Consider the following 26,646-nt stretch of genomic DNA (forward strand, 5'->3'; position numbering starts at 1 on the left):
GTTTAGAAGATCCCCGGATGAACCCCGTGCTCAAGCTCATCCAGCGGCGTTTCTAAAGCGTGATGATGTGGACCATGAGGCAGCCTGACAATCTCGGGGCCGTCGGGGGCGAGCGTCACTTCCGAAGCGACGCCAGCGGCTTGTTCGATCTGCGATCCAGACGCTGTTTGTTTTTCGATTTTGTGGGCCAGCGGAGCGCCGTCACCCGACGCCACTTCCGACTGTGCTGGAGGTCGAGCTATCTCAGTTCTACGCGGTTTCAAAGTGTCAGGGTCGAAGCTCATCTCGCCGTCCGCAGAACGCCTCTGTAAAAAGCCAGGTGTCGGAGTGGGCAAGTCCAGATAATCGAAGTCAAACCGGGCCACATCGTTTCCGAGCTTGAGGTAGGCATGCCGGTCGTCCAGCCCGCCGATCTCTGAACCCATTACCAGAGGCTCAATCTGCCGGTCAACGGTAAAGTTTTTGCCAGAACGTGAGCCGTCAAATTTGGTTTCCTTCAGCCTCTCAATCTCGACTTTACCGATAGCTTCGGAGATCCATTCCGCCGCCTTGGGCTCGGCTGTTTTCATGAAGATTTTGGTAGCGGGCTGGGACAACATGACCTCCGCTAGATGTCCGTATGTCACTTCAAGCTGGGACTTCCCCTGGAAGCCGAGCACGATCGGATTTTTGCTTTTTCGGTTTTCGGTTATGGCGGTGTGGAGCTGCGGGAGCTTCTGCAAACTAGCCAACTCGTCAATCACAAACCACACCGGCTTTTGTCCGGGCTGCGGGGCAGTGAGCAGACGCATGACGAGCAAATCGATCCACAGTGAATGGAGAGGACGGAGCGTTTCGCGCTCTGGCGGACGTGAAGTAATGAAGATCCAACCTTTCCTCTCCCTGGCCCATGTCCGGGCGTTCCACGTCTGATCGGTCTGGGTTTTGTCGGGCAGGAGACGAAAGCATTTCGCGACTAAACCAAGCGACGCGAGTACGCCGGCACGCTGCGGACCGGCCTTACGGTCGATGTAAAAGGACATTTCCGTGCCGGCGACCAACTGCTCCAACGTTTCGCTGTTTGCCATCCACTCTGCGAGTTGATGCGGCGTGGGTCCCTTCCTTAATAGGTGGGCGAAGATCTGTGCCGGGGTCTGGTGAAAGAACTCGTCCTTGGCATCGGTGGCGGGTTGATAGAGAGATGCGGCGATAGCATCCGCCTCGGCGTTAGAGGCCATCTCCTGCGCCGGGCCCCAGTACGGGCATCGTTCGTCCAATGGGTTTAGAACGATGTCGCCGCGATCCTTGTCGAAGAATCGCTGGATGTATTCGCAGGCCGGATCGTAGACGATGGCGGAGTCGCCGCGCTCGCGAATCTGGCGCAGGATTTGCATGATGAGTTGGGTTTTCCCGACCCCGGTGTCGCCCATGATCTGGAAGTGCTGGGCTTCCTTCCGAGCTGGTATTCGCATCATCTTGCCCAACTCAGTCGTCTTGAAACCGATTCCGTCACCCTTCTGCTGCCGGTTGAACTCCTGCGGCGAAAGGAGCTGAGGGCCGCGCAGAATGCGTCCATACTTCATTTGCTTGAAGCGGCGGATATCATACGGAACGGCGAGCGAGAGCATCAGAGCGAGGCAAAGCCCACCCTCGATGAAGCTGACGACGAAGAGCTCGAAGACGCCTTTGTCTTCGTAAACCGTGAGGCGGAGCCAACGGTTCAGCGAGAGGTCCGCGAACTTCTGTTCCGGTCCGCGATAGAACGAGCGATATCCCTGCGCGACCGCCAGGTCCGAGAGCGCGGCGGAGACGATCTTCCCTCCTGGAAGAATGGTCTGCCCTTCGACGAAATCGACTGGAAAGGCAAGGCGCGGCTTTGCCTGGCCGCCTCCGAGATACAGAAGCCGATAGGATTCGTGAGCTTTGAAAGTGCTGCCTACGCCAGAGCGGATGTACTCGGCGATGTAGCTCTTCTGGAGCGGCTCCAGTGAAAAGGCGAGCCTCTGCCAGACAAAAACGCAGGTGAAGAGGATTGCAGTTGCAATAGCCGTATAGCTCAGGATCGGCACATGCGGAGGCCAGATGATTGTTTCTTTTCGTCCCCATTGGGTGCCCATGATTAGAACTCCTTCGATGAAGCGGTGGTGTACTGCTGCTGAATTTCTTGGGCGACCTTGCGCTTGTCGGAACGCACGGTCGCGCTGATACGCATGAAGTCCTCGGGCGTGACCACTTGGCCCATCGCCAGAGGCTTCAAGAGGTTGAGCAGGATCATCCGCGTGGCGATGAGTTCGGTGAACATCGGGTCATCTGCGCGGCGGGCTTCCCGCAAGAGAGCTTCCCGAGCCCATTCGCGAACCTTCATTCCATCCTTTGCAGCGGCTCGTGAGAGGACTGTCAGTTCACTTCTTGTAAAGCGGGTAGCGAAGCTTTCGCTTCGGGAGTCACGTCCGTTTCGGGAGGCGATCGTGGTCGGATCATCAGGAGTCAACTTCATGGAATTCACCTGTGAAGAGTGGGTTCCAGATGCAACCGGCATGGTTGCATCTGGAACCGGGGCCCTCATTAAGTTGTTCTTGCTCAGCATGTTCCCCGTTGGAACCATTTCGCTGCTTTGCACGACCCTCGAAGGGGTGGAGTGTCAACATTCTTCCGGTGCGCAGCACCGCAGTGCCTTTGCCCCGGAATGAAATGGAGGATCAAGCGCTTTTCGCCTGGGCTACGGGAGCGGCAACAGATGTCGGAAGAGGCTTCTGAGCAGTCGGCTCAGATGCCTCGGCGGCCGGGACCTTCCGTATCCGCAACGTCGATGTAACCTTCCGGGCTTCCGGGGTCTTGAGGAAGTCCTGGAAGTCGCGGTCTTTGCTGAAGACATAGGCGAGGGCTTGTTCGACTACATCATCGGCGCAAGCGCGGATGAAGGCGGCGTACTGATCGACCTGGGTGGCGGTTGAGTCAGTGAGCCGGATGGATGCGCTGATCTGACGGGTTTGGACGACTTCAAGCAATGGCATGGTGGTTCTCCTTTGGGTGATGAATTGAGGCAAACTTTGTGCGCGAAAGCATCCGCTTTGCTGTGGTCGCAATCTCCCGCGCACGGGAGGAGCAAAGCGAAGCTGGAAACTCGGCGGAACGACGGCGTTCCAGCATGGCGATTACGTCTTCAATCGCCACACCTTCGAGCAGCGAGAGCCGAGCGGAAGCCATGTCGATTGTGCGCTGGGCGTAGTAGAGAGGATTGGGCTTATCCGAGCGCCGGGAAGCGAGCATCAGTGTTAGCTTCCCGGCATCTTCACCGAGCGAAAGCTGCTGGACAATCCACGCCCAATCTTGCTCGGAGTGGGTATTCTTGTTCGCGGGATACATCCGTGCGAAGCCGTAAGGCGGTATCACGGCATTCAGCAATGCATCATCCAAGCGGAAGTCTTCAGGACGATAGGTAGAGTCGCTGGGGTACTCGACCGTGACCGGGTGAGCGGGATCGTATTTGCAATTGCGGAATCCCGGGACTCGGAGAACGCGGTTGCGGTCGGTACAAGCGGAGTCGCCGCCGAAGGCGATGGCGAGCAACTTCAGCGTGTTCTCCTGATGGTCGAAGTCGAAGCCTTCGACCCTCCATAGCACCTGATACTTGTCCGGCGATGTCGAGAGAATCACGGTCGGAACAGGCACGGCCTCCGACTCCATGAGCGTAGCGATTCTGTTGTCGCCGTCTTCGTCGATGTCGAGGTATAGGTGGCGAACTTCCGCGATGCAGTCCTTCGTCCGCTTGCGGCTGCCAGAGCGAAGCGGATTGGCAGCGACATAGACGTTCGCGCCGTTGTGGTTCTCATAGCGCAGCCACGCGATATAGCGGGACGCGGTGGCCTGCTCCAGCGTCACGATGCGCTGCGTCGTAGACGCCGGACTCTCCTTGCGAAGCAAGAGGGCAACTGTCTCTCCTGGGTGGAAGCATCGGGTTAGGAATTCTTGTGCCGTCTGCGTGTTCATTGCGGGTATCTCACAGAGTTTGGAAGCCCGGCATTTACCGGGCTCCCGAGTTGATGGAAGGAAAGCGGCTTATGCGGCCGCTTCCTCCGGTGTAAGGTCTACGACTTCCTGCTCGTCATCCTGCGCTTCTGGGCTGGCCTTCTCCGCCCGGTCCAGCTTGAGAATCGAGTTCACCCGGATCTCCCAGATGGTCTTCTTCTGGGCTGGCTTCTTGCCGACCTTCTTGGGCTCGTACTCCCGGCTGCGTAGCTCGCCTTCCACCTGCAGATGAGCGCCCTTCTTCAGAGTGCCGGCGAACTCACTGAGCTTGCCGAAGACAACGCAACGGTGCCATTCGGTATGCGAGATGTACTTGCCGTCCTTCTTGTAGGAGCTCTTGGTTGCCAGCGAGAGGGTTGTGAAGCTGCGGTTGTCGTTGGTGCGAACTTCTGCGTCGTTGCCGGTGAAGCCGATGAGGGTGACTTTGTTCTGGTACATGATGGTGATCTCCGTTTGAGTTGAATTTCCCGATCTTGCTCGGGTCACTAAATAGCGAAGTGGGCCCGGCTCCCAAGTGCCAAGCTCTGCATTTGCGGAGGGTCCGGCGAAGCTGGAAACCGTAACCCAAAGGGCGACGCAGTCGAAGCAGAAGAGCGCCGAGCCGCAGGGCGCCGGTTAAGCCCCGAAGCAGTGACCGTGCATAGGCGGGATACGAGACGGATGAATCCCTCTGGACCGAAGTCACTTTCTCGCTTCTCGGCTGCGGAAGCTCGCCTAAACCGCAGCGAACTTCGCTGGCTAGAGCGCATCGAACGGACGGCCTCTCGTCACTGCCGTTACGTTCTTCGCAACTCTGAAGCGGCCCGCTGAAGGAGCTTAGAGACAGATGGGGCTGTGCCGCCGAAATGGAAGCATGATGGTGCATCGGTAAGGACCTCGGTTACGGGTTGGGTCTTCTAGCGTTTGGACTGTTAGTTAGGCTGCGGAGGCGCGGTAGACCTCCTCGGTCTGGAAGCTCTGGTCTGCATGGCTGTAGCCGCGCACTATAATCAATTCGCGCACACGACGCCGGCCTGTATGGTCGCGCTCGCAATAGAGCACGAAGTCGATGGCTTCTGCCGTCTCAGACCGCATGAATGCGTGATTGAGATTCGGCCTCGCACTGAGAGCTAGATTTGAGAGACGGTTCAAAGCATCCCACGCGGACTTCGCGTGGATCGTAGACAGCGTTCCGCCGTGACCCGTGTTCATTGCCTGGAGCAAGTCATAGCCGCATTCGTTGCGAATCTCGCCCATGATGATGCGGTCGGGACGATGCCGGAGAGCCGCTGCCAATAGCTCGCTTGGCGTGATGGCAACTTGCCCCGGAATCTCCTCCACTGCCTCCCAACGAACTGCGTTCTTGTGGGCGACCTTCAACTCCGCCGGTTGCTCGATAATGAGCAGCCGTTCGGTCTCCGGGATGTGGTCAAGGAATGCCTTCATCAGGGTCGTCTTCCCTGACCCTGTTCCGCCGCTGATGATGCCATTCTTCTTCTTGCCGATCAGCTCTACCACCGTGTCCCGGACTTGCTGGGGCATAGTGCCTGCTTCGATCAGCTCATCGGACGTGTACCAGCGGTTGAACTTGCGAATGGTTAGCGTCGGTCCATTGATGGACGATGGCGCACCCACAACGGCGACACGGGAGCCGTCCGGCAGACGGGTATTCAAGATCGGATTCTGGGTCGTCAAGTCCTGGCCCAAAATTCGTGCCACACGCTCAATAGCCGCCTGTAGCCGGTCGTTGGTGTATGGCTCGGACAGCGGAATGTGCTGCACGACCCCGGCTCGATCCGCATACACGCCGGTCGTCCCATTAATCATCAAGTCCGAGATGGATGGGTCGAGCAACAGCGCTCGCAATTCCTCGGGAAAGAACGGAAGAATGAGGTGGTAGCTCATCGCGCTCCCTCCGTAGCTTTGGATGTCGCCGCCACAGGAGCGACGGCGTTCGCTCCGACCGCGATGGGATCGACGGACATGCGATTTTCGTGGAATTCCGTGATGGTCAATCCCAGCGGATTGATCGTCTCGAACTGCGGGAAGACTCTAGCCTGGTCACTTACCTGCTTGGGGTTCAAATAGTAGGTGACACTCAGCAACCAGTGTTCCGTCCTCGGCTCCCGAGAGTTCCGCTGTGAGTAGAGCTTGTCGATGGTGACCAACGCAGTCCCTCGGGCGATCGTCGCATTCTGAACAGTCTCCTCCGACATGGTCGTGATGGTGACGTTCTTGACTTCCACATCGCTCTGCTCAATCTGGCCTCCGACCACCTGCGAGACGAGGTGATTCTGATTGTCCTGGCCCATCAACTGCGAAGCCAAGTTCTGGGACAGAAAGTAGTAGTTGAGCGGATACTTCTTGGCGATGGTGTCGCGGCTGACGGTATACCGATAGTTGGCCCAATCGGTCAGATACGTCCTCACTTCGCCTTCGCGCGGGCTGTAGTTAAGGTCGGTGTACGCGATGGCCTGAGCGCGGCCCATCTCGTCAATGCGGATGTAACGATTCGCAATGGGACGATGGGCCAGAGAGAAGATCAGACCGAACGCCCCAAGTAGGATAACTGTCTCGGTCCCAATGACGAACCGGCTTAGTTTCCGCTCGGCATAGTGGGAGGCATAGACCTCGTTTCCAATCTCGTCGGTCAACAAAGAATGCTGAGGTGTAAGTCGGCTCTCATTGGGAAGAGTGGTGCTGTACATGGTGGCCCTCCGGCGTTGAACGGACTGCATTGAACATGGCGATTGCGTAGATGAAGCCAACGACTACGCAAGCCATCAAGATGATCAGGAGTGCGGCTCGCATATAGCGCCAACCGCCCGTTGCTCGACCTACAAGAAAAGCTGCAAATAAGGACCACATGTCTAGCCTCCTGCTCCTTTGATGGCGGCTCCTCCGACAACGGCTCCTACCGTGTTCACTGCGGAAGACGTGAGTCCAGCCGCCCCGCCAAAGATGGCCTGCGTCATACTCGGAATGAAGAGCATGTTGATGATGAAAGCGATGAAAACCATGACGCAAGGGATAAGATTTGCGAGCCACATCTCCATCGAATAATTGCCGTTGAACGTCTGCTGGATGAAGGCGTTCATGAACCCCGACCACACGAAAATGAAGGCGGCGGCAACGGCCCGAATCATCGCGAATCCAATCAGCACATCAAGAAAGTGAAAGAACTTAGATCGGAAGCTTTTCGTCATTAGCAAAGGGACGAAGATCGGTCCGAAAAGCGCTGTGACACCGTAGAGGATGAAGGCGCTGCAATTGATGAGGAACAGGATCGCAGAAGCCAATCCCAAAAGAATCTGCACAAGGAAGTAGCAGAGGATCTGAACCGGTGCAGTGAACGACGGCATCTGCGTCTGATCGCCAGCCGTCTTCAACAAGTTCAAGAGTGAATCCAGAGAACTCTGATCAAAGGCCGCAACCATCGCCTGGGCGATGTAGGAAAAGAAGTGGTTGATGCCGAAGCTCGCGCCGGGGAACGGATTGACCCAATAGGTCTCCAAGAGACAGCAGATGATTAGCTGGAGCAGAAACTTCGTCAGGTCGCCCGCTTGAATCGGGTGATGATGCAGACGGAACGTCATCGTAGAGGTCTGCCAGTTCACAACCATGCTGACGAGCATGAAGAATGAAATGCAGGCTAATTCGGTCATCCCGAGCTGAGTGAGAGCCCCGCCATTCTGTGTCGTCAGGTTGGTCAGATTGTTGGTGAACTGATACAGCCAGTCGACGCCGGAACTCGCGCTGGGAAGGGCCTGGGCTAATACAACAATGGAAGACATGGCGGATGCTCTCTCAGGGTTATCGGACTGGGCTTCAGTCCGGGATTAGGGGATGTAGGTTTTCCAGGTCTTGCCTTCGTGCGCGGCGGCTGAGCTGTGCTGTTTCTTGTCCGCCTCGACCTGCTTACGAAGGGCCTCGTTTTCCTGCTTCAGGTAGTCGTTGTCGTCCTTCTGTATCTGAAGAAGTTGGGCTGCTTTCACCGCGGCTGCGGCCGTCTTCGCTGCCTGGTCGCGTTGATAAATGGCGGCACCGCCTATGACGGTCAGTGCCGCAAGGATTGCAAGGAGAATCTTCGTATTGATTGCTGTCAGCATTTCTTCTCCGAATCAAGGAAGGTAAGTCGTCCAGGTGCTGCCTTCATTGGCCGCGCTGGTGTCGTTCACGGTTCGTTGCTGTTGAACGGCCGCCGCCGTATTCAAGTCCTGTGCTGCGGCGTTCCGTTGCTGCATGTTGGCGACAGTCATCTGGGAAGCGAGGCAGACGTGCATCGCGGCCTGGGACTGCATCTCGGTCAACTGTTGGGCTTGAGCAGCGTTCAGAAGGTTCAGTTGCTGAACCTCACTGTTCGTCGCCGACGTGGTGTCGAACTGCTGCTGCGCGAGAGAACTGCTTGCGGCTCCGTTCTGGCTGCGCCCGGCCCGGTATTGGCCAACTGCCGTAAGGCAGTCCGGCGAGACCGAATCGGACATCTCGATCATGGCGAGTTGGGAGAGCTGGGCGCTGTTCCCGACCGTCTGCCCTTGCAGGTAGGTGGTCGTCCCGGTGCTGACCGGCACGGTTGCCGTCTTCCAAGCTGTGAGCGATGCACTCGGTGAATTGCTGTTCAGCGCGATGTTCACGCCTGCCGTCTCACCGAACATATTCGCCACGTTCGCGTTCTTGAGCGCACTGAGCGTCGTCTGCCATTGCTGCTTGAACGAAAAGTGGGTGACGTTGTTCTTGAGCATGTTGTACTGCGACTCAAGGGTGGTTAGCTGGGATACGAGACTCGCGTAGCTCGTGGGATCAAAGACGATGTCTCCGATTCCGAAGAGCGCGAAGCTCGGCGTCGCTGTTGCCAGAAGCAGCCCGCCCGCAAGCAGGTACTTCCGTCGTTTGTTTAGGTTGAACTTCATAGAGGCTCCTGAAGGGTTGAGGGTTAGTTGCACTCAGAGCAGGTCGGGTTCATCCGCTCCGGAAGCATTTTGAAGTTGGTCACGACCTCGCTGAAGCGGTCGGGTACGTCGGCATAGAACACAACGCGGTCGATGACATCGCTTGCGTTGACCGTCCGCACAATATGAACTACGGTGTGGCTGGCAGGCACAGCTAAGGCCAGTGACAGAGCGATTTTGGGAATACGGACCTTCATCTATGCCTCCAGTACGCATGGGCTACAAGGTTGAATCGACGCGGTGTTCCGCGTAGGACGGGATCAGGATGTCCGTGCCGATGTAGACGCGGGCGCGCGAACCTTCCTTGAGCGTGATGATGGGAAGTCGATTGAGAAAGTGGTTGAGTACCTGTTCTCCCTCGGCTGCGGACTGCTCCGATATGCCGTCACGGATCTGGGTCGAGGGCGAGAGGACACTCCCGCTGTTGCCGATCTGGGCGAGGCCGCCCAGACCGCCTACCGCCGCTGCTGCCGCGAACGCCTGCAAGTAGCCGTGGTCAACCTTGGTAGCCAGGCCGGTCGTGCCCAGTGGATCGAGTCCGACGTACTTATCGAGTTCCAAAGAGAACCCATCCGGGCAGATCGCACGGTGAAAGGTAACAAACATCTTCCGCTGCTGGGCATTGCCAACACTCTGCACCGTTCCAATCAGGCGTGTACCTTGTGGCATGAGAAGCTGCTGGTGGTCGTGCGAGTAGTAGTCGGTAGTGAGCATGATGAGGATGGGCCCGTTCAGGCCACCGTCGATATGGTTCGTAACGACACCTTCCAGAACGGTTCCTTCAAATACCCGGTAAAGCTGACCCTGATAGGAATCGAAGTCATAGGGTGCCATCGGATTGCTCTTACCGGCGAACTTCGGCTGCTGATCCGAGACCGCCTGAGCGCCTCCGCCCCTCCTGGTTTCTCCCACCTCGGGAGTTGACCCTGCCATAGTTTCCGAAGCTGCCTTCGCCGTCATCTCCGCACGTTCGCCTAATATGGCGGTGGATTGAGCTGCGGGCGAACCTGCTGCGGGGGCAGCGGTCGTCGGATGAGCGAAGTCGATGGCGACGGTATCGCTGTTCAGCGCTTCTTGATGCAGCTTCTCTTTCTCCAGTGCCTTCTGTTTCGCCTCGGCTTGTACTTGCGAGACATTGGATGTCTTGGCCGGTGCGTTCGGGCTTTCGCCATACATGGCGGAACGCTGGGCGGCGGTCATAGGTGGTGCTCCCGCTGATTCCGGCCCTGGCACATTTTGCGCGGCTTGGAGTTGCTGCATCTCGGCGGCAAGCTCCTGTCGCCGCTGCTGATCCTCGGAATCTCGCTTCGCCTCCGTCGCCTGCTGCGTCTCGAAGCTGGAGACCTGCTGAGGATTCGCGGTCGCGGGACGCATCGGCAGAGCGCTCTGCGGTGCGGTTCTCTTCTTGCCGCTCACAAGGCTCGATATGTTCGCAAGTCCAATGAGACCGACGATCACGACAAGCGCAATGATGACGGGCGTACTCTTCTTCACTGGCCCCACAGCTTCACGCTGCGCAGGAACAGTAGCGGGCGGGTTGGGATTCTGGTCGGTCATGGCTAGTTTTTCTCCCCTGTTCCGTTGGAACTGCGGTGGAAGTCCACACGCTTCTTGCCGATCGCCAGATAGCCCGTCTCCAATTGCTTCGGTACGGTGTACAGGCCGGCGTTGTAGTCGAAGTTAATGAGCGATCCCTTACCGTCTTTCAGTTCATACAGCGCAGGCGTCTCCTGAAACTGGCCGCGCAGGTAGGTGAACTTATCGTCGTGCCATATCTGCTGAAGGCCAAGCTGCTTACCCTTCTTCTCGTCCCAGCTGAAATCGAAGTGCAGACTACCCGGATACTGACTGCGATAGGTCTCCGCTTTGGCCTCTTCCGACTTCAACTCGGCAGCTTGCGCGGCCTTGGCTGCGGCGGCTTCCTGCTTGGCTTTATCCAACTCGGCAGCGGGTACAAAGACAGGCATGTCGGTAAGCCTGTCCTTGGCTGACTTGTCGCCAGGCACGATGAACACCTTGGAATCGAAGTGCGTGTCCGCGTCCTCCGAGATCTCCTGAAGCTGTAATGTGTATTCGTTGCCGTGGTCGGACACGATGTGAATGTCAGTGGTCGTGTTCGCGAGCTTTGGCTTGACGCTGATGAAGCGGCTGGCTACATGGCCGCCATCGAAGACCCAGTCCACCGTGTCTCCACCGAAGACGGTCGCAATTTTCTCCTCGGCGGGTAGAAGAATAAGGGTGGACTGCAGCAGCCCGGTCCGTATGATGGGCGGCGTCTGCGCCTCGGATACGGTGACGGAACGTGGAGCGTTCGGCTCAAGGCGATGCGGCGGAGTCGCAGGCGATGCCTGAGCAACGCCACAGGCAAGGGAGAGAAGAGACGTGACGGTTAGGATCATCGGCGGTTTCATAGGGGCCCTTTGGTTGTGAAGTGGTGATGCGGGTTACACAGCCTCGCCCTGGGCAAAGCGGGAGATGCCCTCAGAGAGTCCGTACTTTTCGATTAGCTTCGTCCGGCGTACACGGTCCTTCGGCTTCGTAGAAAATGTTGCATAGCTGCGGCTATCGAGATTTAGGGTGACGACCTTCGTCAACCCATCGCGCCGCATGTAAAGTCCTTCGCGGTCCTGCAAACTCTCGAAGAGAGCGAGCTGCTGCTCGTTCATCTTGAAGAGTTCGGCGTACCGCTTCCGGTTGAAGGTCGCATCCTTCAGGAATAGGAAGGATGTGCAGGAGTTCACAATGCTGTCTGCGTTAGCGCCGAGGTCGTCGGCGGACTGGCCGATCATGGTGACGCCGCCAAGGTTCTTGCGGACAGTCTTGATGGAAGCGAGAGCGCCATCCAAGAGCTGCTTGTTCTTCATCGAAGAGAAGATCTCTTCGATGAGGATGTGCTTTGGTACTCCAAGATTGGCGGGGCTGTAGAGCACATCGTTAATCCGCCTCAGCAGCCACACCATAAGCGGCTCGATCAGGTCGGCATACTGCTCGTTGTTAACACCCTGGAAGTCGAAGCATTGGAGCCGCGAAAGCGATAGGCTGTCTTCGATGTTGTCGAAGACGGCGTTATAGATGCCCTTGCCAACCCACTTCGCCAAATACCTGTCGAGCTTTTTCGGAAGGAACAGATTGGACAGCCTGCGATTCGCCGCGTCGAGCAGATACATATCCTGCACGGCCTTGTGGATCACGTCGTCATCTTCCGGCTCCAACTCCGCGCCGCCGTTTGTAAGCAGTAGCTTCACGAACGAGTAGAGGAACTTGATATTGCTCTCGGTCGGCTCCAGTGCGAAGGGATTGACTCGTGGGCCGTCCTTACCGACGCGGTCTACTTTGCCGCCATACAGCTCAACGACACTCTCATAGCTGCCACCGATGTCGAAGATGTAAGTGAATCCGCCATATTTTTGCTCAAGCGAGATGATTTGGTTGCCGTGGACCGACTTTCCGGTTCCAGTAGGCCCGATGATGAGCATGACCCGGACGCCGTCCACATATACGTCCTGGAAGAACGGCGTCCGTGTACGTGTCTCGAAGATGTTCAGATACTCCGAATCGAGATCTTCAGAATGAGGATGTCCGATATGAGGCGCAAACACAGAGGAGAGACGAGCGTGATGGTCCTCGGCCAGCCACAACGGGAAGACATTGAACTTGTGATTGCCGGGGAACATGGCATAGAACGCGGAAAGATTGCCCAGCGTCTCCTCCATCACTTGAGCCCTGGCATCGACGAAGATCCGATGCACATTGGGCACGGTGTCGCGTAGCTGCTCCGGGCTTTGGGCAGCCAAGAGCAAGCGAAGTGAGAACTCACCCTGAGCTTTCTTATCGAGCGACCGGATTACGTCGCTCAAGTCATCTACGCTGTTGTTCGCAGCCTTCGCTCCAGCTCCTGTTTCGAGCGAGGCGGTATCACGACCGCTCATCACGCGGCTCAACACCCCGACTTTGAAGAACGAGATGAACTTCTCCTGGGCATCGATCTCGCTGCGAGCCGCTGATGTTGATTTCACCCGCCATGTCGAGCAAACGACACTGTCGCAATCCAATGTGAGCAGCTCGGAAAACAGGCACGGCCGCGACGCCTCCGGGGTCATCTTCAACGAGAACATCTGAACGTGCCGCTTGCCGATCTGCACATGATCGCTATGCCAGGCAACCGGGCTTTTGACGATCTGGCGGTCAACACCTGTATCTGCGCGAAGCTGATCGCGGCCTGACCATTCCTCCAGATTGAACAAGTAGCTGAAGAACTGGAAGGCCTCGGCCTTGCCCAGCAATGTGAGACCGAGGGAATTGCCGAGGTGACCTTCTAGCAAGGTTGCCGTCTTCTCAAGATCGGAGAGCATCCTTGATGTGTCGGCGGTATTCTCGTCTGGCTTGCGCTGGAAGGCCTTCGCCTGGGAGGGCTCTAGCGTCACGCACCAGTGAAGGTCGATACGGCGAAACGAGGCCGTCTTGTCGAGATGGGCGAGACGGTCGCTCGCGAACGTCTCCGTCACCTCGTTGCCGTATTGCTTCTGACGGGGTAGATCGAACCCGGACATCACTCGCGTGTACTGATAGAGGCACGATCCCTCAGGCAGTCCGCGCAACGCTCCCTCGACCTGCCGGACACGCGCCTCAAGTTCTAGATCGGTGAGTGCCTCTTCATCCAAGCCGGTGAGAGAGAAGAGGCACCCGTAGCCTCCGCCCTTCAGCGCGAAGATGTTCGGGCCGACGAACCGAGAGATCGGGACGATGCTGCACGCCGCTCCAGCCTTCGCGAACCACGGGGTATGTTTGATCTGTTCAGTATTTGCGCGGGTCATAGTAGCTCTTCTGGCCGAGGCTGAGGCCCCACAGTTGAAACATCTTTGGGTGTTTACGGACGATCAACCATGCGCCGCCCGCCAGTGTTGGAAAGCTAAGGATTGCCAGCATTCGGAAACCGACGAGGAAAACCGTCACGCAGACAAACACGATGGCCATCCATGCCGAGAGGTCAAGCCCTAGCTTGGCTCTCGGCCTGTTCAATGCCTGATTAATCGCTGACGGTTCTCCCCGTTTGGTCGTGTGCATGGCAGCTCCTACATCGACTGCCCAGTGAGAGACCCAATCCAGCCCGCGCCCCATCCGAGAACGCCAGCGCCAAACAGCGCACCGAATAGACCTGGAATGGCGTCCTGAAAGCGACCGCTCATCATCCGAATGCCGGCAAAGATCAAACCGCCAAAACAGATGACCGCGCCGGCATAGACGGCGAAGGTTTTGAACGTCCCCATAAGCGTTTGAGCGCCGGAGAAATCCATCGTTCCTTGGGCATGAGCAACACTCGCGAAAGCGAGCACGAAGAGCGACGGCATCATTACACGAAATGCTTGGGTAAGCTTCCGGCTCAGTAGTTTGAGATTGTGACGAAGTGACATCCTGGTTTCTCCTGATGGCGTGTAGTGATTGCCATGTCAGGAAACTAGGTCACTTGGTGCCGCTGAGTCCAAGTCTTCTTTTTTAGATCAAGCAAAGTTTCGCTTATAGAAGAGGGCTATCCGAGAAGTTCCAACTGCTTCGGTAAGGGGCGTACTCCACGGGGTCGTTTCCGCTGAACAGTAAGACCTTCCTGTCGCAGAAATCTTTGAACAAATGGGAGCGCAATGTGTTGGCTATTCTTGCTGGCAACAAAGGCTGTCTGGGCCGACCAGTTCACCCCCGCAATCGGCCGAGTCGTCAACCCAGATTCGAGAGGCAACGCTTGATCAACAAGGGCGAGCCCATACTTCTCTTTGACCATCCATTGGATGTCCGCAGGATTCGTCACAGAGTTTGCAAGGCTGATTGGGATGCCAACCTCGGCGAACAGATTGACCAGATGCGCATGGGCAGATGGGTGAAGTTCCGGATCACGAAAGACTCTGATCCGTGGTGCAACTTCGTGGATATCGAGCTGCATGTGTAAAGCCAGTGGGTCATCGGTTCTCATGCACACGACAAGTTGAGAATGTGCGACCGTGATCACGTCCAGCGTCTTGCTGTCAATGGGGCAAGGCAGGATTCCGCAATCGAGCGCATTCGATTCAAGCCGCTGCACAATGAGAGCTGAATCACCGCCTGAGAATACGACTTCACACTTGGGAAAGAGATCGGAATAGCACTGTCGGAATGTCGTCAGGAGTGTTGGGTTCACAAAGGACGAAAAGCCGAGCCTCAGCGTCGGGACTTCGCCCTTATGGATCGCTCGGGCGATCGCGAAGACTTCGCGCCGTTCTTCCAGGACTGTTCGAGCCCAACTCAAAACAAGTTCGCCGGCAGGAGTCGGCGTGACGCCATCTCGGCCTTGCCTCAGAAAGATGGGGAATCCGATGTCGCTCTCAAGCCCACGTATCTGCTGACTGATGGCTGGCTGCGAGCGGTACATCTTCTCAGCCGCCCTCGTGAAGTTTTTACCTTCGTTGATGGCGACCAAATATTCGAGATGGCGAAACTCTACCGGTTCTGACATGGCCCTGTACTCCGCTGGTGTGGGCCTTGCACTCCACACCGATCTGTGGAAAAGACATACTTAATACTTGGCTGTGGGTATCAACACTGTCAACGGGGCACCTCAAGGTGCCCGGTTACTTAAAGGTGCTCCCTCGGCTTCGGATATCGGCACTCTTATAAGTTTTGCCATGGGTGGCATAGATAGGAAGTATTGGACTGTTTTGGAGCCGCGGGGCACGCTGAGTAATCGTCTCCTTCGAGACGAAGCAGAGATCAATCAAGGAGGCACAATGCTGCCTTTGTCGTCCCGTCATCAACAAGAGTCTGAAGCTATTCCGAAAAAGCCTCCTGCCTCAGCCGATGTTCATCCGGAACCATTGCTGGACTCGGACGAAGCAGCGGCGATCATGCGCATTCACCCCAAGACGCTACAGCGGTACGCCAGGCAAGGAATCGTGAGGGGACTGCAGCTCGGGTCCATGTGGCGATTCCGCGCAAGCGACATCGACCGATGGATATCCGAGCGCCTCGCCGGATAAGAAGATTTTTCAACAAAACCTCTGCCCGGCGTGCGATAGGCTTATTTCAAGCCATCCGCTACGCCTACAGGAGAATCATGCCAAGGCGGACACGGTATCAGCAAGGAAGCGTGCAGTGCGAAAAACGGCGGAGTGGACCAGATGTTTGGGTCTTCCGCTGGTGGCAGTCAACATCTGATGGCGGAACGAAGCGTCGGAAAGCAATCGTCGGCACCATCGCGGCCTTGCCAACCGAAGCAGCAGCACTCAGAGCCGCTCAAGCATTGCGCATCGACGCAAACCAGGAAACCCCGCAGACTGAAGGCGGGCCAAGCACGATCGCAGAACTGATCGCTCATTACCGGCTAAAGGAACTCGCCGGTGAAGATCAGGGACGCAAAGCGTTCTCAACGCGCGCTGCTTACGAATGCTATCTGAGGGGTTGGGTTCTGCCTCGTTGGGGAACACATCGTCTGGATCAGATCAAGCCAGTCGCAGTAGAAGAGTGGCTGGGTGGCATCAAGCGTTCGAGGGGAACGAAGGCAAAGATTCGGAACCTTATGAGTGCTCTCTTCCATCACGCGATGCGCTACGAGTGGATCGAACGAAATCCGATCAAACTCGTGCGCCAAAGCGCGAAGCGAGAGAAAATTCCTGACGTTCTGGAATTGCATGAACTCCAACTTCTCCTCAGCAAGCTGGCGGTCCGAGAGCGCACGTTGGCGCTTCTCGATGCCGCGACCGGGTTGAGGGTCAGCGAACTCCTGGCACTCCGTTGGGACGATGTTGACTTCAAGAACTTGGAGATTCGGGTCACCGAATCGATCTGGCATCAGGTCGTCGGCGTCTGCAAGACCGAAGCCTCAGCCAAGCCCGTCCCGATGGACGAGTACATGGCTGAAGATCTTCGTCGCTGGCGGCGCAACAGCCCGTACCCGATGGATGGTGATTGGGTCTTTGCAAGTCCGCGCATGAAGGGGAAACAACCTTACTGGCCGGACAATCTTATGAAGCGGTACATCAGGCCGGTGGCACGTCAAGCCGGCATCACCAAGAACATCGGCTGGCACACCTTCCGTCACTCCTTCGGCACACTGCTGAAGGCAAACGGGGAAGATGTGAAGACGGTACAGGAGCTCTTGAGGCACGCGAACAGCAGGATCACGCTCGACGTATATACGCAGGCCGTGAACTCGCATAAACGAGCGGCACAGAGCAAGGTTGTAAGGATGATGGTGCCCAACGTGGGTCAGAGAGAGGTTGAAACTGACTCGCTTCTGGTACCCCGGCGGGCGTAATGGACCCTAATCGGACCCTGATTCGCTTGTCACATTAGGTCCCATACGAAGCTAAGTGCTTTGCTTTGTATGGCGGGGACGACGGGGCTCGAACCCGCGACCTCTGCCGTGACAGTTACGCTAACTGGTTGTATCTAAATGATTTCATGGGCGTTGATGGCTAATCAAAGCACCCAAAGGCACTCAAAAACACTGGGAAATACATCAGTTTCAAATTTCAGCACCCTCACCGACACCCTCGCAATTTCAGGATTCAGCGTCAAAATCGCGCTCAGACCTCTGCCGTGCCACGGCATTTCGTCTGAAAATCGCTTTTGACCCCTGCCTTGTAGCAGCAGAGGTTTTGCCTCAAAACGTGCAAATCGCAGCTTTCCACATTTTCCCGTCGAGGGTGCTGGAGAGGGTGCTGAACGCAAAAAGCGAAGGCGCACAATTTCGTTCCAACCTGCGTCTGCCTTGAACGGCAGAGGTCGCGCCCACCCAAAAGGCCGATCACCAGGTTCGATAGAACTAAACATCAAAACGTAGAAAAGCCCCTGAGTCAGGGGCTTTTCAGAAGGGAAAGGGACTTGTGCTCCAGAGGAGGACGTGTCCCGTATATGTTTAGGGTATCTCACACCAGAACTAAATTTGGGGTCTCTCATCGAGAGAGAATGGGTGCGAAAAACAGACGCAGTTCTTCCACTACTTCGGAGAGCTTGGCGGGCGCTTCCGTGAGCCTGGACCGCTTTACGAATGCACTCCACTGCATCTGCTTCGCAGGATCATTGCCGAAAGCCGATGACAGTCCAATCGGATCGAGGTCGAGCTCCATCCCTCGGTTTGCAAACGTCCGCTTGATCGCTTCGACCAGAACTTCCCTGCTCAACTCCGGTTGACGGGTCAGCAGCCAAAGGTCGAAGTAGTCCTTCACCCGTGTGTTCAGCATTCGGAGCTGGACGAGTGCCTGTAGCTTTTCGGCCACCACAGTTTCTCGGCTATAGCCAGAGAGTGTTGGAGCGGGAAAGTCGAGTATCGTCGGATATGTCAGCGTCTCCGGTCCTGGTGTCATCACATCCCCGAATCCGATGTCGATTTGCATGTGGACTCGCGCGCTATCAACGCGCCCGACAAAGGTCGTGCGGACACCCGCATAGTCGGCATCCTCTCGAATGACTTCGCCGGCGAAGGACGACGGATCGAAGACGATTCCGTCGTCTGTGACTTCCGCTTGCGAGATCTCGCGCATGAGCGCGATGATCGCGTCTACAGCGTTGTCCGTTCGGCCATGAAGATCGATGTCCATCGTTGGCCGGGAGATGGGCGCTTGCCAGGCGGTGAGCAGCAAGGCACCCTTCAAGGTAAAGGCTTCGACGTGCGGAGACATCGAAAGACGGTAAAGGAACCGCTCCATCGCGTAATATTGCAATACCTCAGCGAAGGGCCTGCCGTTGGCCTTCGCATAATTGAGCAGTCGTTGCCGCACGGAAGCGCCCATATTCTTCACAACATCGACGGTCATAGAATGGCCTCCATGTAGGGCCTCATCACCCGTTCGATGCGGCACAGCTTGGCATAGTGTTCCAGCTTATCGAGCTGCATTCGTCCCCGACGCCGGTACAGATTCAGCGCCTCGACACACACATCAATTCCAATCTTGTTGCGGTACTTGAAACAATCCGCCAGAGTCCTTTCCATCGAGTAGATGCGGACCTTCGTGCCGTCGAGTACAACCGCTTCTACCCCATCCTCAAACCCGGCCTTTGAATACCAGAACAGCCGGAGGGGAGGATAACGAAGCGCTGGGGCCTGATCGCTCGCCTCAATCGCTAGGTATACGGCATGGGGAACCTGCGCCGTCATGCGATGAAACGCGAGTGCCGAGATCAGGCATATAACTCCCTTTGGAACCTTGAGGGCCACCGTAACGAGATCAGGGTTTTCGAGCGGCTTTCCATCGGCAATCCGGTAGAGGCCACGATCCAGACGTTCCAGCCGCTCAGCGTCTCGAAGCGCATAAAGCGTTCTTGGGTGTATTCCCAGCTCTATTGCACTCTTTGTCTTGAGCACGCCACCGTGCGCTCTAAAAATGCTCAGAGCGTGCTCTGCGGTCGGCGATGGAACTGAAACAGACATGGGATACGTTCCTCGGATAATGATATTTCTTTCCGAGGATTTTATCCATACGCCCTAAATCAATCGCAGATGGACTTTGCACGCCTGTCGGCTCACGGGAAGTTTGCAAACAGCTCTCGCGGCGGCACTGAGAGTGCCCGAGCTAGCTTGATGATGTTCTCAAGGGCTACGTTCCGCTCCCCTCGCTCCACCCCACCCACGTAATTCCGGTGCAGCCCCGCCCGTTCGGCCAATTCCTCTTGCGAGTATCCGCGTTCGTCGCGGAGCTTTCGCAATGAGGAGCCAAATCGAGCTTTTACGGAGGGAGAAGTCACTCATCCATACTTGGATTGTGACCACTATGAGTCTACACACGATGAGTGTGATATTCATTGATTGGCGCAAGCGCTTGGTCTCGCAGCGCAGTAGGCAAACGATAGAAACTGCCAAAATGGCAGCCGTTTGCCAACAAATCGCTTGCACTTCTCTCTGCAACTCAAGGATGATTACCTCGTCTTTTACTTGTAGAAAACCTGCGGTGGTTTCCGCTGAGCTTGACCAGTTGCAGATCGCCCGAGTTCGGGCGCGGCCCTTGCAGAAATTGCATTTGAACGGCCATTCCGCTTCGTGTGAGGTCAGCAGTCATGTCGGACGACTACATTGAGTGTCCCCAGGTATCGGGAAAGACCATCAAGGCTCTGCGTATCTATAAGGACACTGGAGACGGAACCGAAGTCTTGATCGACCTGACGGACGGTACGAGCTTCACGTTTTCCCTCTCCATTAAGCCCACCTTGGAAGCAGCGGTCATCCGGCCGGGCGTAGGTGAACCCGAGATCCTTCATCGTTACGATCTGGAGTGAATCTCCCAGACACATGTCATCAGTCTGCAGATCATAAGCAACTTTCAGGTTTGATAACGGCTCGAGCATACGGAGCTTTCAACATGCAGGAAGCTCACCGAGTGCATCGGCGACTTCGCACTCATCCAGATCACAAATGACGAGAAGGGCGTTTATGAGGACTAACGTCCATATCCGCGATGCACTCAATTAGCGAAACCGCGCTAGCTTAGATGCTGCCGTGCTCCGAGAGAGAATCCGCTGGCTTCAGTAGCTGAATAACAGCGATAAGAGCGCCCCAGCCTCCGAGCAAAATGACCCAGAAGACCACCGTAGGCCAGCTATGACGATTTTGGGCATATAGATTCCAGTAAGCGTTCTGATCTTGGTGAACACTATTCTGTTGACTTGTGAAGTCACCCGCAGTGTTCGTATCCGAAGTCTGGATGGACTGATCGCGCGTATCAAATACGAAGTTTTTAACGTGATCAGTACCTTGTGGCTGAAACTGCGACTTGCTGTCCAAATAGGTGCCAACGAAACGCCCATCGTGGAACTCTAGGTCAATGATTCCACGAACGTAGCCACGCCCGACCCATGGAACATCCGTGGTCACTCCCGGTGCACGAACATAGCCGGAGTAAGTGTTCAGACTGCCTACTACGTAGCCGTTCGGGAGAGTGACGTAGGGGTCAGGGCTGTAGCCGACGCTTTGATGAGCGATGTGATTCGAGATGAAAGCGTGCAATATCAGTGCCGCGACCAACCATCCTAGCGCTAGAAATGGCGCGGCAGCATTGAGTATGCGATAACGTTTGGCAGCATAGGTTGACGTTGGGAAAGAGCGTTTTGCAAACTTAAACAGGATGATCGAAAGAACGATGCTGACGATCGTGAGAATGAATCCCCACGTTAGGAATGTCATCACAACTGCGAATCCGGCCATGGAGGCATTCTACTTCTTGTATCCACGCTGGCTACGCAGGCAGACGTTCTCAACATAAGTAACGTGAAGTCGGCATAGCGGAAGTAATCCGGTCTGGCGGTTCTCAAAGTACGCTAATAGGCCAATGCGCTAATCGAGAACCCTTCCAACCAGCCCAGTACCTGATTCGACCTCGCATGTATTCCAACTTGGAATAGTCCTCCGCCAAAAAGTCATTGGACTTGCTGCGATAGCCACCCGTAGGTTTGCGCCATACCCGACACGATTCAAGTCGGATGGAGGTGCAAATATGAAGACGCTTCATCGTGCAGCCCGAGTTGAGAGGCCGAGTCTTCGGCCTTCCTTCTCGGGTTTTTTACTGCTCACCCTTCTCCTGTTTCCACTGGCAGCTCACGCGCAAACCGGGAGTTCGCCTTTTGACACAGGTCTCACATCCATTCAGACGCTCTTCACCGGAACGATTGCCAAGGTGAGCAGCCTGATTGCGATTGTGTTGGGCGGGTATGCGTTCGCCCACGGAGAACCCGGCGCGAAGAAGACTCTCGCCGGAGTTGCGGCTGGCACCGGAATCGCGGTGATGGCCACCAACATCCTGACTTGGCTGTGGGGTTCGTAGCCCCTTGGTCTCGTCCTTCCGCTCACGCTTCACTCACCCGCGAGGGGCTCTATGACAGAACTCACACCAAGACGCCGAAATCGGGTCTACAAGGCTCTGCATAAGCCCCTCACGTATCTCGGGGTCGAGCGCACCGTCTTCTACTTCGTTTGTGTTGGAGCAGTCGGCGCTTTCAACCTCCTCAACTCGCTCCTTGCCGGAGCCGCAGTTTTCATCGGCGGCTACATCTTCGGTCGTTGGATCACGACCACCGACCCGGCATTTCTCAAGATCATGGGCAAGTCCGAACGCTTCAAGTTGCGCTACGACGCTGCCAAGCAACAAGTCCCGAACGTGGAGATACGCTGATGCTGCGACTCGCCAAGATCATCAAGCCGTGGACTGAGGCCAGTTCGCTGAACGCGAACATCAACCTCTATGGATTCTGGGATGAGACGACTTTCCTGACCAAGAGCGGCGACCTCGGCATGATCCTCAAGGTCTGCGGAGTAGACTTCGAGAGCCTTGACCAGGCGGGACAGGAGTTCGCGGTCAAGCGGCTGGAAGCGGCCCTCAAATCTTTCGGGCCAGGATTTCATGTCTATCAGTATCTCTTCAAGACGAATCGGCCAGAGATGCCATTCGCTCGCTATGGCGACCCGCTGATCGACGCGGCCATCGACCAGCGCCGTGAATTCTTCGAGTCGAAGCGCGACCATCTCTACGAGATAGAGATTTACTACGCGGTGGTGCTTGAGGGAGCAAGGTCCAAGACCGGCATCATGGCCGCGTTGGGACGACTCCCAAGCGATCCAGAGGGCGCGGTTCGAGAGCTCAAAGCGCAGTTCACCAGCAACGTCATGAAGGTGTTGCTCCGCTCTCAGATACAGCGCGATCATCTTCGGCTCAAGCAGCGTGTCGAGGCGTTTGAGCAGCAGCTCCGAGATCAGGTCGATATCGAGATACTTTCGTCCGACGACCAGTTCCACTTCTTTCGCCGTCTGCTCAACTTCGATGCGTGGCGTATCGCCGGCAAGCCGCAGACCTCGCAGTATCTCGACTTCCAGGTGGTGAACTCGGACATCGAAGCGGAGCGCGACCACCTCCGTATCGGCGATCACTTCGTTCGCCTGCTGACGATGCGCGAGTCCATCACAGAGACGCGCCCGCTGGTGCTCGACAAGCTGCTCAAGATCGAGGCGAATTTCTACGCCGTTACCGAATGGACTCAACTTGCTACCGACGCGGCCAAGAAGGAAGTTGTGAAACGGCGGCGTCACGCCAATATGTCAAAGGCCGGACTCATCTCTTCCATGAAGGATGAGAGCAAGGTCAATCAGCGTGACGTGCTGATCGACGAAGGCAAACAGGCGGACATCGAGGTCCTTGGCGACTGCCTGCGGGCACTCAGCGACGGACAGACCCTTGGCGATCTATCGCTGACCATCGTTCTGTATGGCAAGGACAAGGCCATCATCGACCGCGAGATTGCCGACTTCGCTACTGTCTTCACGAACGCAGACGGCTCGCTCTTCGCGGAGACCTACAACCAGCTCAATGCGCTCTTCGCCGTGGTCCCCGGCAACTACGCGCAGAACCTCCGCAAAATGTACATGCTGTTGAGTAACTACGCCGATCTATCTTTCTTCTTCACCATCCTGCAAGGCGAGAAATACAACCCGCATCTGGGAACTGAGTACATGGCCGTGATGGAGACGGACAATGCCACGCCCTATTACCTCAACCTGCATAACGGCGAGGTGGCGCACACGCTCATTCTCGGAATGACCGGCTCAGGCAAAAGTTTCCTATGTAATTTCTTGCTCACGAATGCCCAGAAGTACAAGCCACTCAGCTACATCTTCGACATCGGCGGTTCATTTCAGTCGCTCACCGAGATCTTCGGCGGGAGCTATTTGAACGTCGGCCAGGAGTCGCGTGACTTCCGTATTAATCCGTTCTCTCTTGAGCCCACCAAGGAAAACCTGCAATTTCTGTTTTCCTTCTTCCGTGTCTTGATCGAGGGCACCGGCCAGCGGTATCACCTCGACTTCAAGGAGGAGCGGAAGCTGTGGGCGGCCATCGAGAATATGTACGTCATCGAGCCAGCGCAGCGAACGCTCTCGACTTTCGCCGAGATTATCGGCGAGTTGAAGGAGCGGCTGCATCGGTGGACGGCTGACGGGCAGTATGGCTTCCTCTTCGACAACAGCGAAGACACGCTCACGTTCTCCAGCTTCCAGACCTTCAACTTCGGCGGTTGGGGCGATGCGCCGGACGTGCTGGAGCCATTGCTCTTCTATGTCCTGCATCGGGCCTCGCTTGAAATCGGCAATCCACAACGGCTCTCTACCTTCAAGCTCTTCCTGCTGGACGAGGCTTGGCTCTTCATCAAAAACGAGACGATACGGAACTATGTCGTTACCGCTCAGAAAACCTGGCGCAAGCACAACGCCGCGATGATCCTCGCCACGCAGTCCATCAAGGAGCTTGAGGAGTCGGGGATGTTGCAGATCGTCTCCGAGAGTTGCCCGACCAAAATCTTCCTTGCCAACCCGGAGATGAACCGGGAGGTATACCGCGAGGCATTTCACCTCAACGATACGGAACTCGAAATCATCTCCGACCTTACACGCGGACAGATGCTCATCCGTAAAGCCCAGACCTCCAAGAAAGTCCGGCTCAACGTCGATTCGGTTTCGTACTGGATTGCGACGAACAACGCCAAAGACAACCAGCTTAAGCGCGATTACTTTGCCCGGTACGGCGTCGCCGAGGGCGTCCGCCGTCTGGCTGAAGATCACCCCTTTCCACCCAAGCAACACGCCACGGAGAAGAGACCCGCAGCGTCCACCGCAACCCCCAACCGCAAAGGAGCTGTCGCATGAAGATCACCCTTCTCGCCCTCGCCCTAGCATCGGCCCTGTCTTCGACTACGGCCTTTGCCCAGGCCGCACCCGCTGCACCCGCCGAACAAGCCCGGACGGTGCAGTACCACTCGCAGGACATTGTGCCCATCCGCGCCAAGGTCAAGTACACGACCTTGATCGTGGTGCCTACTACCGAAAAGATCATGGAGGCCGCGACCGGCGACAAGGACTTCTGGATCGTCGATGTGGTGGGGAGTTTCTGCTTCGTTCACCCGGCCAAGCCGGGTATCAGCACCAACCTCAACTTGATTACCGACAAGGGCAACATCTACAGCTTCACCTTGCAGGACATCTCCGCCCAGGGCGGCGATCCCGACCTGAAGGTTATCGTCCAGCCCGCAGATCAGTCTTCCATCACAGCCTCGGCAGGACCGGCGCAGTACGTCCCAGCCGCACAGCTAGACCAGGCCAAACAGCAGCTCGCTACTTTACAGAGCCATGTCACCCAGGCGGTAGACGAGTACAAGAGTGCGTATCCGCTGCAGCTCAAGTTCGACTACACGTTCAAGAACGAAGACCCGTTCGCTGTCCAGTCGATCTACCACGACGACAAGTTCACCTACATCAAGACGACAGCCAGCGAGAAGTTCAGCGTGTACGAGATGAAGGACGGCAAGCCCGACCTCATCAACTATGACCTGCGCGACGGCACCTACATCATCCCAAAGATCGTGGACAAGGGATACATCGAGATCGGCAAGAAGCACATGGACTTCTCACGAAAGGGGTAATGTCATGACGGATCAGACACCGCAGCTCTCGCAGAATGCCTCCGAGCCGAAGGGCGTGATACGCAAGAACATCAAGATGTTCGTCTATCTGGGTGCCATTCTTCTGCTCATCACGGCGAGCCTCTTCAGCTCCAAGAAGAAGACGCCGAACGGCACCCCAGCCAAGGGAACGCCTCCGCAGCCGTTCGTGCAGGACAACACCGCCAACAACATCGCCGACCTCCAGAACCAGCTTGCTGCTGAAAAGCAGAAGCAGCAGCAGGACGCACAGCTTGCGGCGGCGATGGCGGCGTCGCAGACACCAGCACAACAACAGGCAGCGGCGATGTATGGCCCAAACGGCCAACCCAACATGCCGCCCGCGCAGGGTCAGCCGCAGAACAACGGCCAACCTCAGCTCACGCCCGAGCAGCAGCAACAACAGCAGCTCGCTAACAAGGAGCGAGAGTTGACCTTCGATTCTCGCTTCGCGTCGAATCTTGCCTACAGCCACAGCAAGGAGGAGGAGCAGCGTCAGAGCCAGCCGCAGAATTCGCCCCAGATGATGCCTGTCTCCGCTGCAAATCCTTATGCCGCAGCGCTAGCGGGCGGCGAAGGTTCCAGCTTCGTTCCAGGCCGTGCGGCTGGAGAGCAACCCGCTCCAGAGGCCACCAAGAAAGCTCCTGAAGTGAACCTGAATTCAGCGGTTGGGCAGCCTTACGTCATTTTCGAGGGCGCGGTGCTCGACACGGTGCTGATGAACCGGCTTGACGGAGATGCCGTCGGCCCGGTCAAGGTGCTCGTCTCCAACCCTTTCTACTCGCACGACCACCAACACGTCCTCATCCCTGACGGGACGGTCGTGTTGGGCGAGGCCAAGAAGATCGGCACGGCAGGCTTCGGCCAGCAACGTCGGATGGCCGTCGTGTTTCACCGCCTCATCATGCCGGACGGCTACTCCGTGGACCTCGACCAGTTTCACGGTCTCGATCAGATCGGCGAGGAGGGACTGAAGGACAAGGTGAACAATCACTACCTGCAAATCTTCGGCACATCCATCGCGCTTGGCGTGATTGCCGGCGCGGGGGAGATTGAATCGGGCGGTGGCACGATCACCACGTCTGGCAGCCAGGCATTCACTAATGGCGCGGCGGCCAGCGTCTCGCAATCCTCCACCACCATCCTTGACCGGTTCATGCAGATACCGCCGACCATCACCATCCGCGAGGGGCATCGGGTAAAGATCTACTTCACCCAGGACATGCTCCTCCCGGCCTACACCAACCACAACATACCTCAGACGTTCTAGGAGAAT

The 26,646-nt window shown here is 56.7% G+C and carries 29 protein-coding genes; 8 read left to right on the forward strand and 21 right to left on the reverse strand.

Going from position 1 to position 26,646, the window contains the following annotated elements:
- Positions 1-2: 2 nt before the first annotated feature.
- The 17 genes from P4G45_RS09320 to P4G45_RS09400 all read right to left on the reverse strand — a co-directional run bounded on the left by P4G45_RS09320 (position 3) and on the right by P4G45_RS09400 (position 15,417).
- The gene (locus tag P4G45_RS09320; protein WP_348266204.1) at positions 3-2,096 is read right to left on the reverse strand and encodes a type IV secretion system DNA-binding domain-containing protein; all 2,094 of its coding nucleotides are present in this window, start codon (positions 2,094-2,096) and stop codon (positions 3-5) included.
- Positions 2,097-2,098: 2 nt separating this feature from the next.
- Positions 2,099-2,476 (reverse strand): hypothetical protein, encoded by a 378-nt coding sequence (locus tag P4G45_RS09325; protein ID WP_348266205.1) that lies wholly within the window; start codon positions 2,474-2,476, stop codon positions 2,099-2,101.
- Positions 2,477-2,678: 202 nt separating this feature from the next.
- On the reverse strand, positions 2,679-2,993 hold the full coding sequence (locus P4G45_RS09330; protein WP_348266206.1) for a hypothetical protein: 315 nt from the start codon (positions 2,991-2,993) through the stop codon (positions 2,679-2,681).
- Positions 2,980-3,969 carry a DNA-primase RepB domain-containing protein gene (locus P4G45_RS09335; RefSeq protein WP_348266207.1) on the reverse strand — a complete coding sequence of 330 codons (990 nt, stop codon included), beginning with the start codon at positions 3,967-3,969 and terminating at the stop codon, positions 2,980-2,982. The genes P4G45_RS09330 and P4G45_RS09335 overlap by 14 nt, the downstream gene beginning before the upstream one ends.
- A 69-nt stretch (positions 3,970-4,038) precedes the next feature.
- Positions 4,039-4,446: a single-stranded DNA-binding protein gene (locus P4G45_RS09340; RefSeq protein WP_348266208.1), complete on the reverse strand. Its 408-nt coding sequence runs from the start codon at positions 4,444-4,446 to the stop codon at positions 4,039-4,041.
- Positions 4,447-4,923: 477 nt separating this feature from the next.
- Positions 4,924-5,892, reverse strand: coding sequence for an ATPase, T2SS/T4P/T4SS family (locus tag P4G45_RS09345; RefSeq protein ID WP_348266209.1), 969 nt, complete (start codon positions 5,890-5,892; stop codon positions 4,924-4,926).
- Positions 5,889-6,695, reverse strand: coding sequence for a type IV secretion system protein (locus tag P4G45_RS09350; RefSeq protein ID WP_348266210.1), 807 nt, complete (start codon positions 6,693-6,695; stop codon positions 5,889-5,891). The genes P4G45_RS09345 and P4G45_RS09350 overlap by 4 nt, the downstream gene beginning before the upstream one ends.
- 162 nt (positions 6,696-6,857) lie before the next feature.
- A complete protein-coding gene (locus P4G45_RS09355; RefSeq protein ID WP_348266211.1) occupies positions 6,858-7,781 on the reverse strand; it encodes a type IV secretion system protein in 924 nt (307 codons plus the stop codon).
- 45 nt (positions 7,782-7,826) lie between these two features.
- The gene (locus P4G45_RS09360) at positions 7,827-8,096 is read right to left on the reverse strand and encodes a hypothetical protein (RefSeq protein WP_348266212.1); all 270 of its coding nucleotides are present in this window, start codon (positions 8,094-8,096) and stop codon (positions 7,827-7,829) included.
- 12 nt (positions 8,097-8,108) lie between these two features.
- Positions 8,109-8,897 (reverse strand): hypothetical protein, encoded by a 789-nt coding sequence (locus tag P4G45_RS09365; RefSeq protein WP_348266213.1) that lies wholly within the window; start codon positions 8,895-8,897, stop codon positions 8,109-8,111.
- Between the two features lie 23 nt (positions 8,898-8,920).
- Entirely contained in the window at positions 8,921-9,133 is a 213-nt protein-coding gene (locus P4G45_RS09370; protein ID WP_348266214.1) for a hypothetical protein, read from the reverse strand.
- A gap of 22 nt (positions 9,134-9,155) precedes the next feature.
- A complete protein-coding gene (locus P4G45_RS09375; protein WP_348266215.1) occupies positions 9,156-10,493 on the reverse strand; it encodes a TrbI/VirB10 family protein in 1,338 nt (445 codons plus the stop codon).
- Positions 10,494-10,495: 2 nt separating this feature from the next.
- Positions 10,496-11,347 (reverse strand): TrbG/VirB9 family P-type conjugative transfer protein, encoded by an 852-nt coding sequence (locus P4G45_RS09380; protein ID WP_348266216.1) that lies wholly within the window; start codon positions 11,345-11,347, stop codon positions 10,496-10,498.
- A 33-nt stretch (positions 11,348-11,380) separates the two neighbouring features.
- Entirely contained in the window at positions 11,381-13,750 is a 2,370-nt protein-coding gene (locus P4G45_RS09385; protein WP_348266217.1) for a type VI secretion protein, read from the reverse strand.
- Positions 13,731-14,000: a VirB3 family type IV secretion system protein gene (locus tag P4G45_RS09390; RefSeq protein ID WP_348266218.1), complete on the reverse strand. Its 270-nt coding sequence runs from the start codon at positions 13,998-14,000 to the stop codon at positions 13,731-13,733. The genes P4G45_RS09385 and P4G45_RS09390 overlap by 20 nt, the downstream gene beginning before the upstream one ends.
- A gap of 8 nt (positions 14,001-14,008) precedes the next feature.
- Positions 14,009-14,347 carry a TrbC/VirB2 family protein gene (locus P4G45_RS09395; protein ID WP_348266219.1) on the reverse strand — a complete coding sequence of 113 codons (339 nt, stop codon included), beginning with the start codon at positions 14,345-14,347 and terminating at the stop codon, positions 14,009-14,011.
- Positions 14,348-14,463: 116 nt separating this feature from the next.
- Entirely contained in the window at positions 14,464-15,417 is a 954-nt protein-coding gene (locus tag P4G45_RS09400; RefSeq protein WP_348266220.1) for a LysR family transcriptional regulator, read from the reverse strand.
- A 271-nt stretch (positions 15,418-15,688) separates the two neighbouring features.
- On the opposite strand from P4G45_RS09400, the gene P4G45_RS09405 reads away from it, so the two are divergent.
- Together P4G45_RS09405 and P4G45_RS09410 are read left to right on the forward strand one after the other, a co-directional pair.
- A complete protein-coding gene (locus P4G45_RS09405) occupies positions 15,689-15,937 on the forward strand; it encodes a helix-turn-helix domain-containing protein (protein ID WP_348266221.1) in 249 nt (82 codons plus the stop codon).
- 77 nt (positions 15,938-16,014) lie between these two features.
- Positions 16,015-17,214, forward strand: a complete 1,200-nt coding sequence (locus P4G45_RS09410; protein ID WP_348266222.1) for a site-specific integrase — start codon at positions 16,015-16,017, stop codon at positions 17,212-17,214.
- A gap of 640 nt (positions 17,215-17,854) precedes the next feature.
- Here the strand turns inward: P4G45_RS09410 and P4G45_RS09415 are convergent.
- The 3 genes from P4G45_RS09415 to P4G45_RS09425 form a co-directional block, all read right to left on the reverse strand.
- Positions 17,855-18,715: a nucleotidyl transferase AbiEii/AbiGii toxin family protein gene (locus tag P4G45_RS09415; RefSeq protein WP_348266223.1), complete on the reverse strand. Its 861-nt coding sequence runs from the start codon at positions 18,713-18,715 to the stop codon at positions 17,855-17,857.
- On the reverse strand, positions 18,712-19,329 hold the full coding sequence (locus P4G45_RS09420; RefSeq protein WP_348266224.1) for a type IV toxin-antitoxin system AbiEi family antitoxin domain-containing protein: 618 nt from the start codon (positions 19,327-19,329) through the stop codon (positions 18,712-18,714). Before P4G45_RS09420 ends, P4G45_RS09415 begins: the two co-directional genes overlap by 4 nt.
- A 92-nt stretch (positions 19,330-19,421) precedes the next feature.
- The gene (locus tag P4G45_RS09425; RefSeq protein WP_348266225.1) at positions 19,422-19,643 is read right to left on the reverse strand and encodes a helix-turn-helix transcriptional regulator; all 222 of its coding nucleotides are present in this window, start codon (positions 19,641-19,643) and stop codon (positions 19,422-19,424) included.
- A gap of 309 nt (positions 19,644-19,952) precedes the next feature.
- Between P4G45_RS09425 and P4G45_RS09430 the strand changes: the two genes are divergently transcribed.
- Positions 19,953-20,171 (forward strand): hypothetical protein, encoded by a 219-nt coding sequence (locus tag P4G45_RS09430; RefSeq protein WP_348266226.1) that lies wholly within the window; start codon positions 19,953-19,955, stop codon positions 20,169-20,171.
- 208 nt (positions 20,172-20,379) lie between these two features.
- Here P4G45_RS09430 and P4G45_RS09435 read toward each other — a convergent pair whose 3' ends face one another.
- On the reverse strand, positions 20,380-21,096 hold the full coding sequence (locus P4G45_RS09435; RefSeq protein ID WP_348266227.1) for a hypothetical protein: 717 nt from the start codon (positions 21,094-21,096) through the stop codon (positions 20,380-20,382).
- A gap of 289 nt (positions 21,097-21,385) precedes the next feature.
- Between P4G45_RS09435 and P4G45_RS09440 the strand changes: the two genes are divergently transcribed.
- Genes P4G45_RS09440 through P4G45_RS09460 form a run of 5 tightly spaced genes read left to right on the forward strand, consistent with a single transcriptional unit; the run spans position 21,386 to position 26,640 of the window.
- Positions 21,386-21,712 (forward strand): TrbC/VirB2 family protein, encoded by a 327-nt coding sequence (locus P4G45_RS09440; protein ID WP_348266228.1) that lies wholly within the window; start codon positions 21,386-21,388, stop codon positions 21,710-21,712.
- A 51-nt stretch (positions 21,713-21,763) separates the two neighbouring features.
- Complete coding sequence (locus P4G45_RS09445; protein WP_348266229.1) at positions 21,764-22,060, forward strand: VirB3 family type IV secretion system protein; 297 nt, start codon at positions 21,764-21,766, stop codon at positions 22,058-22,060.
- A complete protein-coding gene (locus P4G45_RS09450) occupies positions 22,060-24,579 on the forward strand; it encodes a helicase HerA domain-containing protein (RefSeq protein ID WP_348266230.1) in 2,520 nt (839 codons plus the stop codon). Before P4G45_RS09445 ends, P4G45_RS09450 begins: the two co-directional genes overlap by 1 nt.
- Positions 24,576-25,352, forward strand: coding sequence for a TrbG/VirB9 family P-type conjugative transfer protein (locus tag P4G45_RS09455; RefSeq protein WP_348266231.1), 777 nt, complete (start codon positions 24,576-24,578; stop codon positions 25,350-25,352). The genes P4G45_RS09450 and P4G45_RS09455 overlap by 4 nt, the downstream gene beginning before the upstream one ends.
- A gap of 4 nt (positions 25,353-25,356) precedes the next feature.
- Positions 25,357-26,640, forward strand: a complete 1,284-nt coding sequence (locus tag P4G45_RS09460) for a TrbI/VirB10 family protein (RefSeq protein WP_348266232.1) — start codon at positions 25,357-25,359, stop codon at positions 26,638-26,640.
- The last annotated feature ends 6 nt before the right edge of the window (positions 26,641-26,646 follow it).

Origin of the sequence: Edaphobacter paludis (assembly GCF_039993895.1) — a bacterium.
In the GTDB taxonomy this organism is placed as follows: Bacteria; Acidobacteriota; Terriglobia; order Terriglobales; family Acidobacteriaceae; genus Edaphobacter; species Edaphobacter paludis.

Bases quoted from the DNA above. Each gene is read 5' to 3' on its own strand.
- P4G45_RS09460 (WP_348266232.1), top strand. From the start codon at position 25,357: ATGACGGATCAGACACCGCAGCTCTCGCAGAATGCCTCCGAGCCGAAG.
- P4G45_RS09400 (WP_348266220.1), bottom strand. From the start codon at position 15,417: ATGTCAGAACCGGTAGAGTTTCGCCATCTCGAATATTTGGTCGCCATC.
- P4G45_RS09450 (WP_348266230.1), top strand. From the start codon at position 22,060: ATGCTGCGACTCGCCAAGATCATCAAGCCGTGGACTGAGGCCAGTTCG.
- P4G45_RS09405 (WP_348266221.1), top strand. From the start codon at position 15,689: ATGCTGCCTTTGTCGTCCCGTCATCAACAAGAGTCTGAAGCTATTCCG.
- P4G45_RS09390 (WP_348266218.1), bottom strand. From the start codon at position 14,000: ATGCACACGACCAAACGGGGAGAACCGTCAGCGATTAATCAGGCATTG.
- P4G45_RS09430 (WP_348266226.1), top strand. From the start codon at position 19,953: ATGTCGGACGACTACATTGAGTGTCCCCAGGTATCGGGAAAGACCATC.
- P4G45_RS09335 (WP_348266207.1), bottom strand. From the start codon at position 3,969: ATGAACACGCAGACGGCACAAGAATTCCTAACCCGATGCTTCCACCCA.
- P4G45_RS09395 (WP_348266219.1), bottom strand. From the start codon at position 14,347: ATGTCACTTCGTCACAATCTCAAACTACTGAGCCGGAAGCTTACCCAA.
- P4G45_RS09360 (WP_348266212.1), bottom strand. From the start codon at position 8,096: ATGCTGACAGCAATCAATACGAAGATTCTCCTTGCAATCCTTGCGGCA.
- P4G45_RS09325 (WP_348266205.1), bottom strand. From the start codon at position 2,476: ATGAAGTTGACTCCTGATGATCCGACCACGATCGCCTCCCGAAACGGA.
- P4G45_RS09365 (WP_348266213.1), bottom strand. From the start codon at position 8,897: ATGAAGTTCAACCTAAACAAACGACGGAAGTACCTGCTTGCGGGCGGG.
- P4G45_RS09435 (WP_348266227.1), bottom strand. From the start codon at position 21,096: ATGGCCGGATTCGCAGTTGTGATGACATTCCTAACGTGGGGATTCATT.
- P4G45_RS09385 (WP_348266217.1), bottom strand. From the start codon at position 13,750: ATGACCCGCGCAAATACTGAACAGATCAAACATACCCCGTGGTTCGCG.
- P4G45_RS09370 (WP_348266214.1), bottom strand. From the start codon at position 9,133: ATGAAGGTCCGTATTCCCAAAATCGCTCTGTCACTGGCCTTAGCTGTG.
- P4G45_RS09415 (WP_348266223.1), bottom strand. From the start codon at position 18,715: ATGACCGTCGATGTTGTGAAGAATATGGGCGCTTCCGTGCGGCAACGA.
- P4G45_RS09440 (WP_348266228.1), top strand. From the start codon at position 21,386: ATGAAGACGCTTCATCGTGCAGCCCGAGTTGAGAGGCCGAGTCTTCGG.
- P4G45_RS09410 (WP_348266222.1), top strand. From the start codon at position 16,015: ATGCCAAGGCGGACACGGTATCAGCAAGGAAGCGTGCAGTGCGAAAAA.
- P4G45_RS09380 (WP_348266216.1), bottom strand. From the start codon at position 11,347: ATGAAACCGCCGATGATCCTAACCGTCACGTCTCTTCTCTCCCTTGCC.
- P4G45_RS09445 (WP_348266229.1), top strand. From the start codon at position 21,764: ATGACAGAACTCACACCAAGACGCCGAAATCGGGTCTACAAGGCTCTG.
- P4G45_RS09340 (WP_348266208.1), bottom strand. From the start codon at position 4,446: ATGTACCAGAACAAAGTCACCCTCATCGGCTTCACCGGCAACGACGCA.
- P4G45_RS09455 (WP_348266231.1), top strand. From the start codon at position 24,576: ATGAAGATCACCCTTCTCGCCCTCGCCCTAGCATCGGCCCTGTCTTCG.
- P4G45_RS09330 (WP_348266206.1), bottom strand. From the start codon at position 2,993: ATGCCATTGCTTGAAGTCGTCCAAACCCGTCAGATCAGCGCATCCATC.
- P4G45_RS09350 (WP_348266210.1), bottom strand. From the start codon at position 6,695: ATGTACAGCACCACTCTTCCCAATGAGAGCCGACTTACACCTCAGCAT.
- P4G45_RS09345 (WP_348266209.1), bottom strand. From the start codon at position 5,892: ATGAGCTACCACCTCATTCTTCCGTTCTTTCCCGAGGAATTGCGAGCG.
- P4G45_RS09420 (WP_348266224.1), bottom strand. From the start codon at position 19,329: ATGTCTGTTTCAGTTCCATCGCCGACCGCAGAGCACGCTCTGAGCATT.
- P4G45_RS09375 (WP_348266215.1), bottom strand. From the start codon at position 10,493: ATGACCGACCAGAATCCCAACCCGCCCGCTACTGTTCCTGCGCAGCGT.
- P4G45_RS09355 (WP_348266211.1), bottom strand. From the start codon at position 7,781: ATGTCTTCCATTGTTGTATTAGCCCAGGCCCTTCCCAGCGCGAGTTCC.
- P4G45_RS09320 (WP_348266204.1), bottom strand. From the start codon at position 2,096: ATGGGCACCCAATGGGGACGAAAAGAAACAATCATCTGGCCTCCGCAT.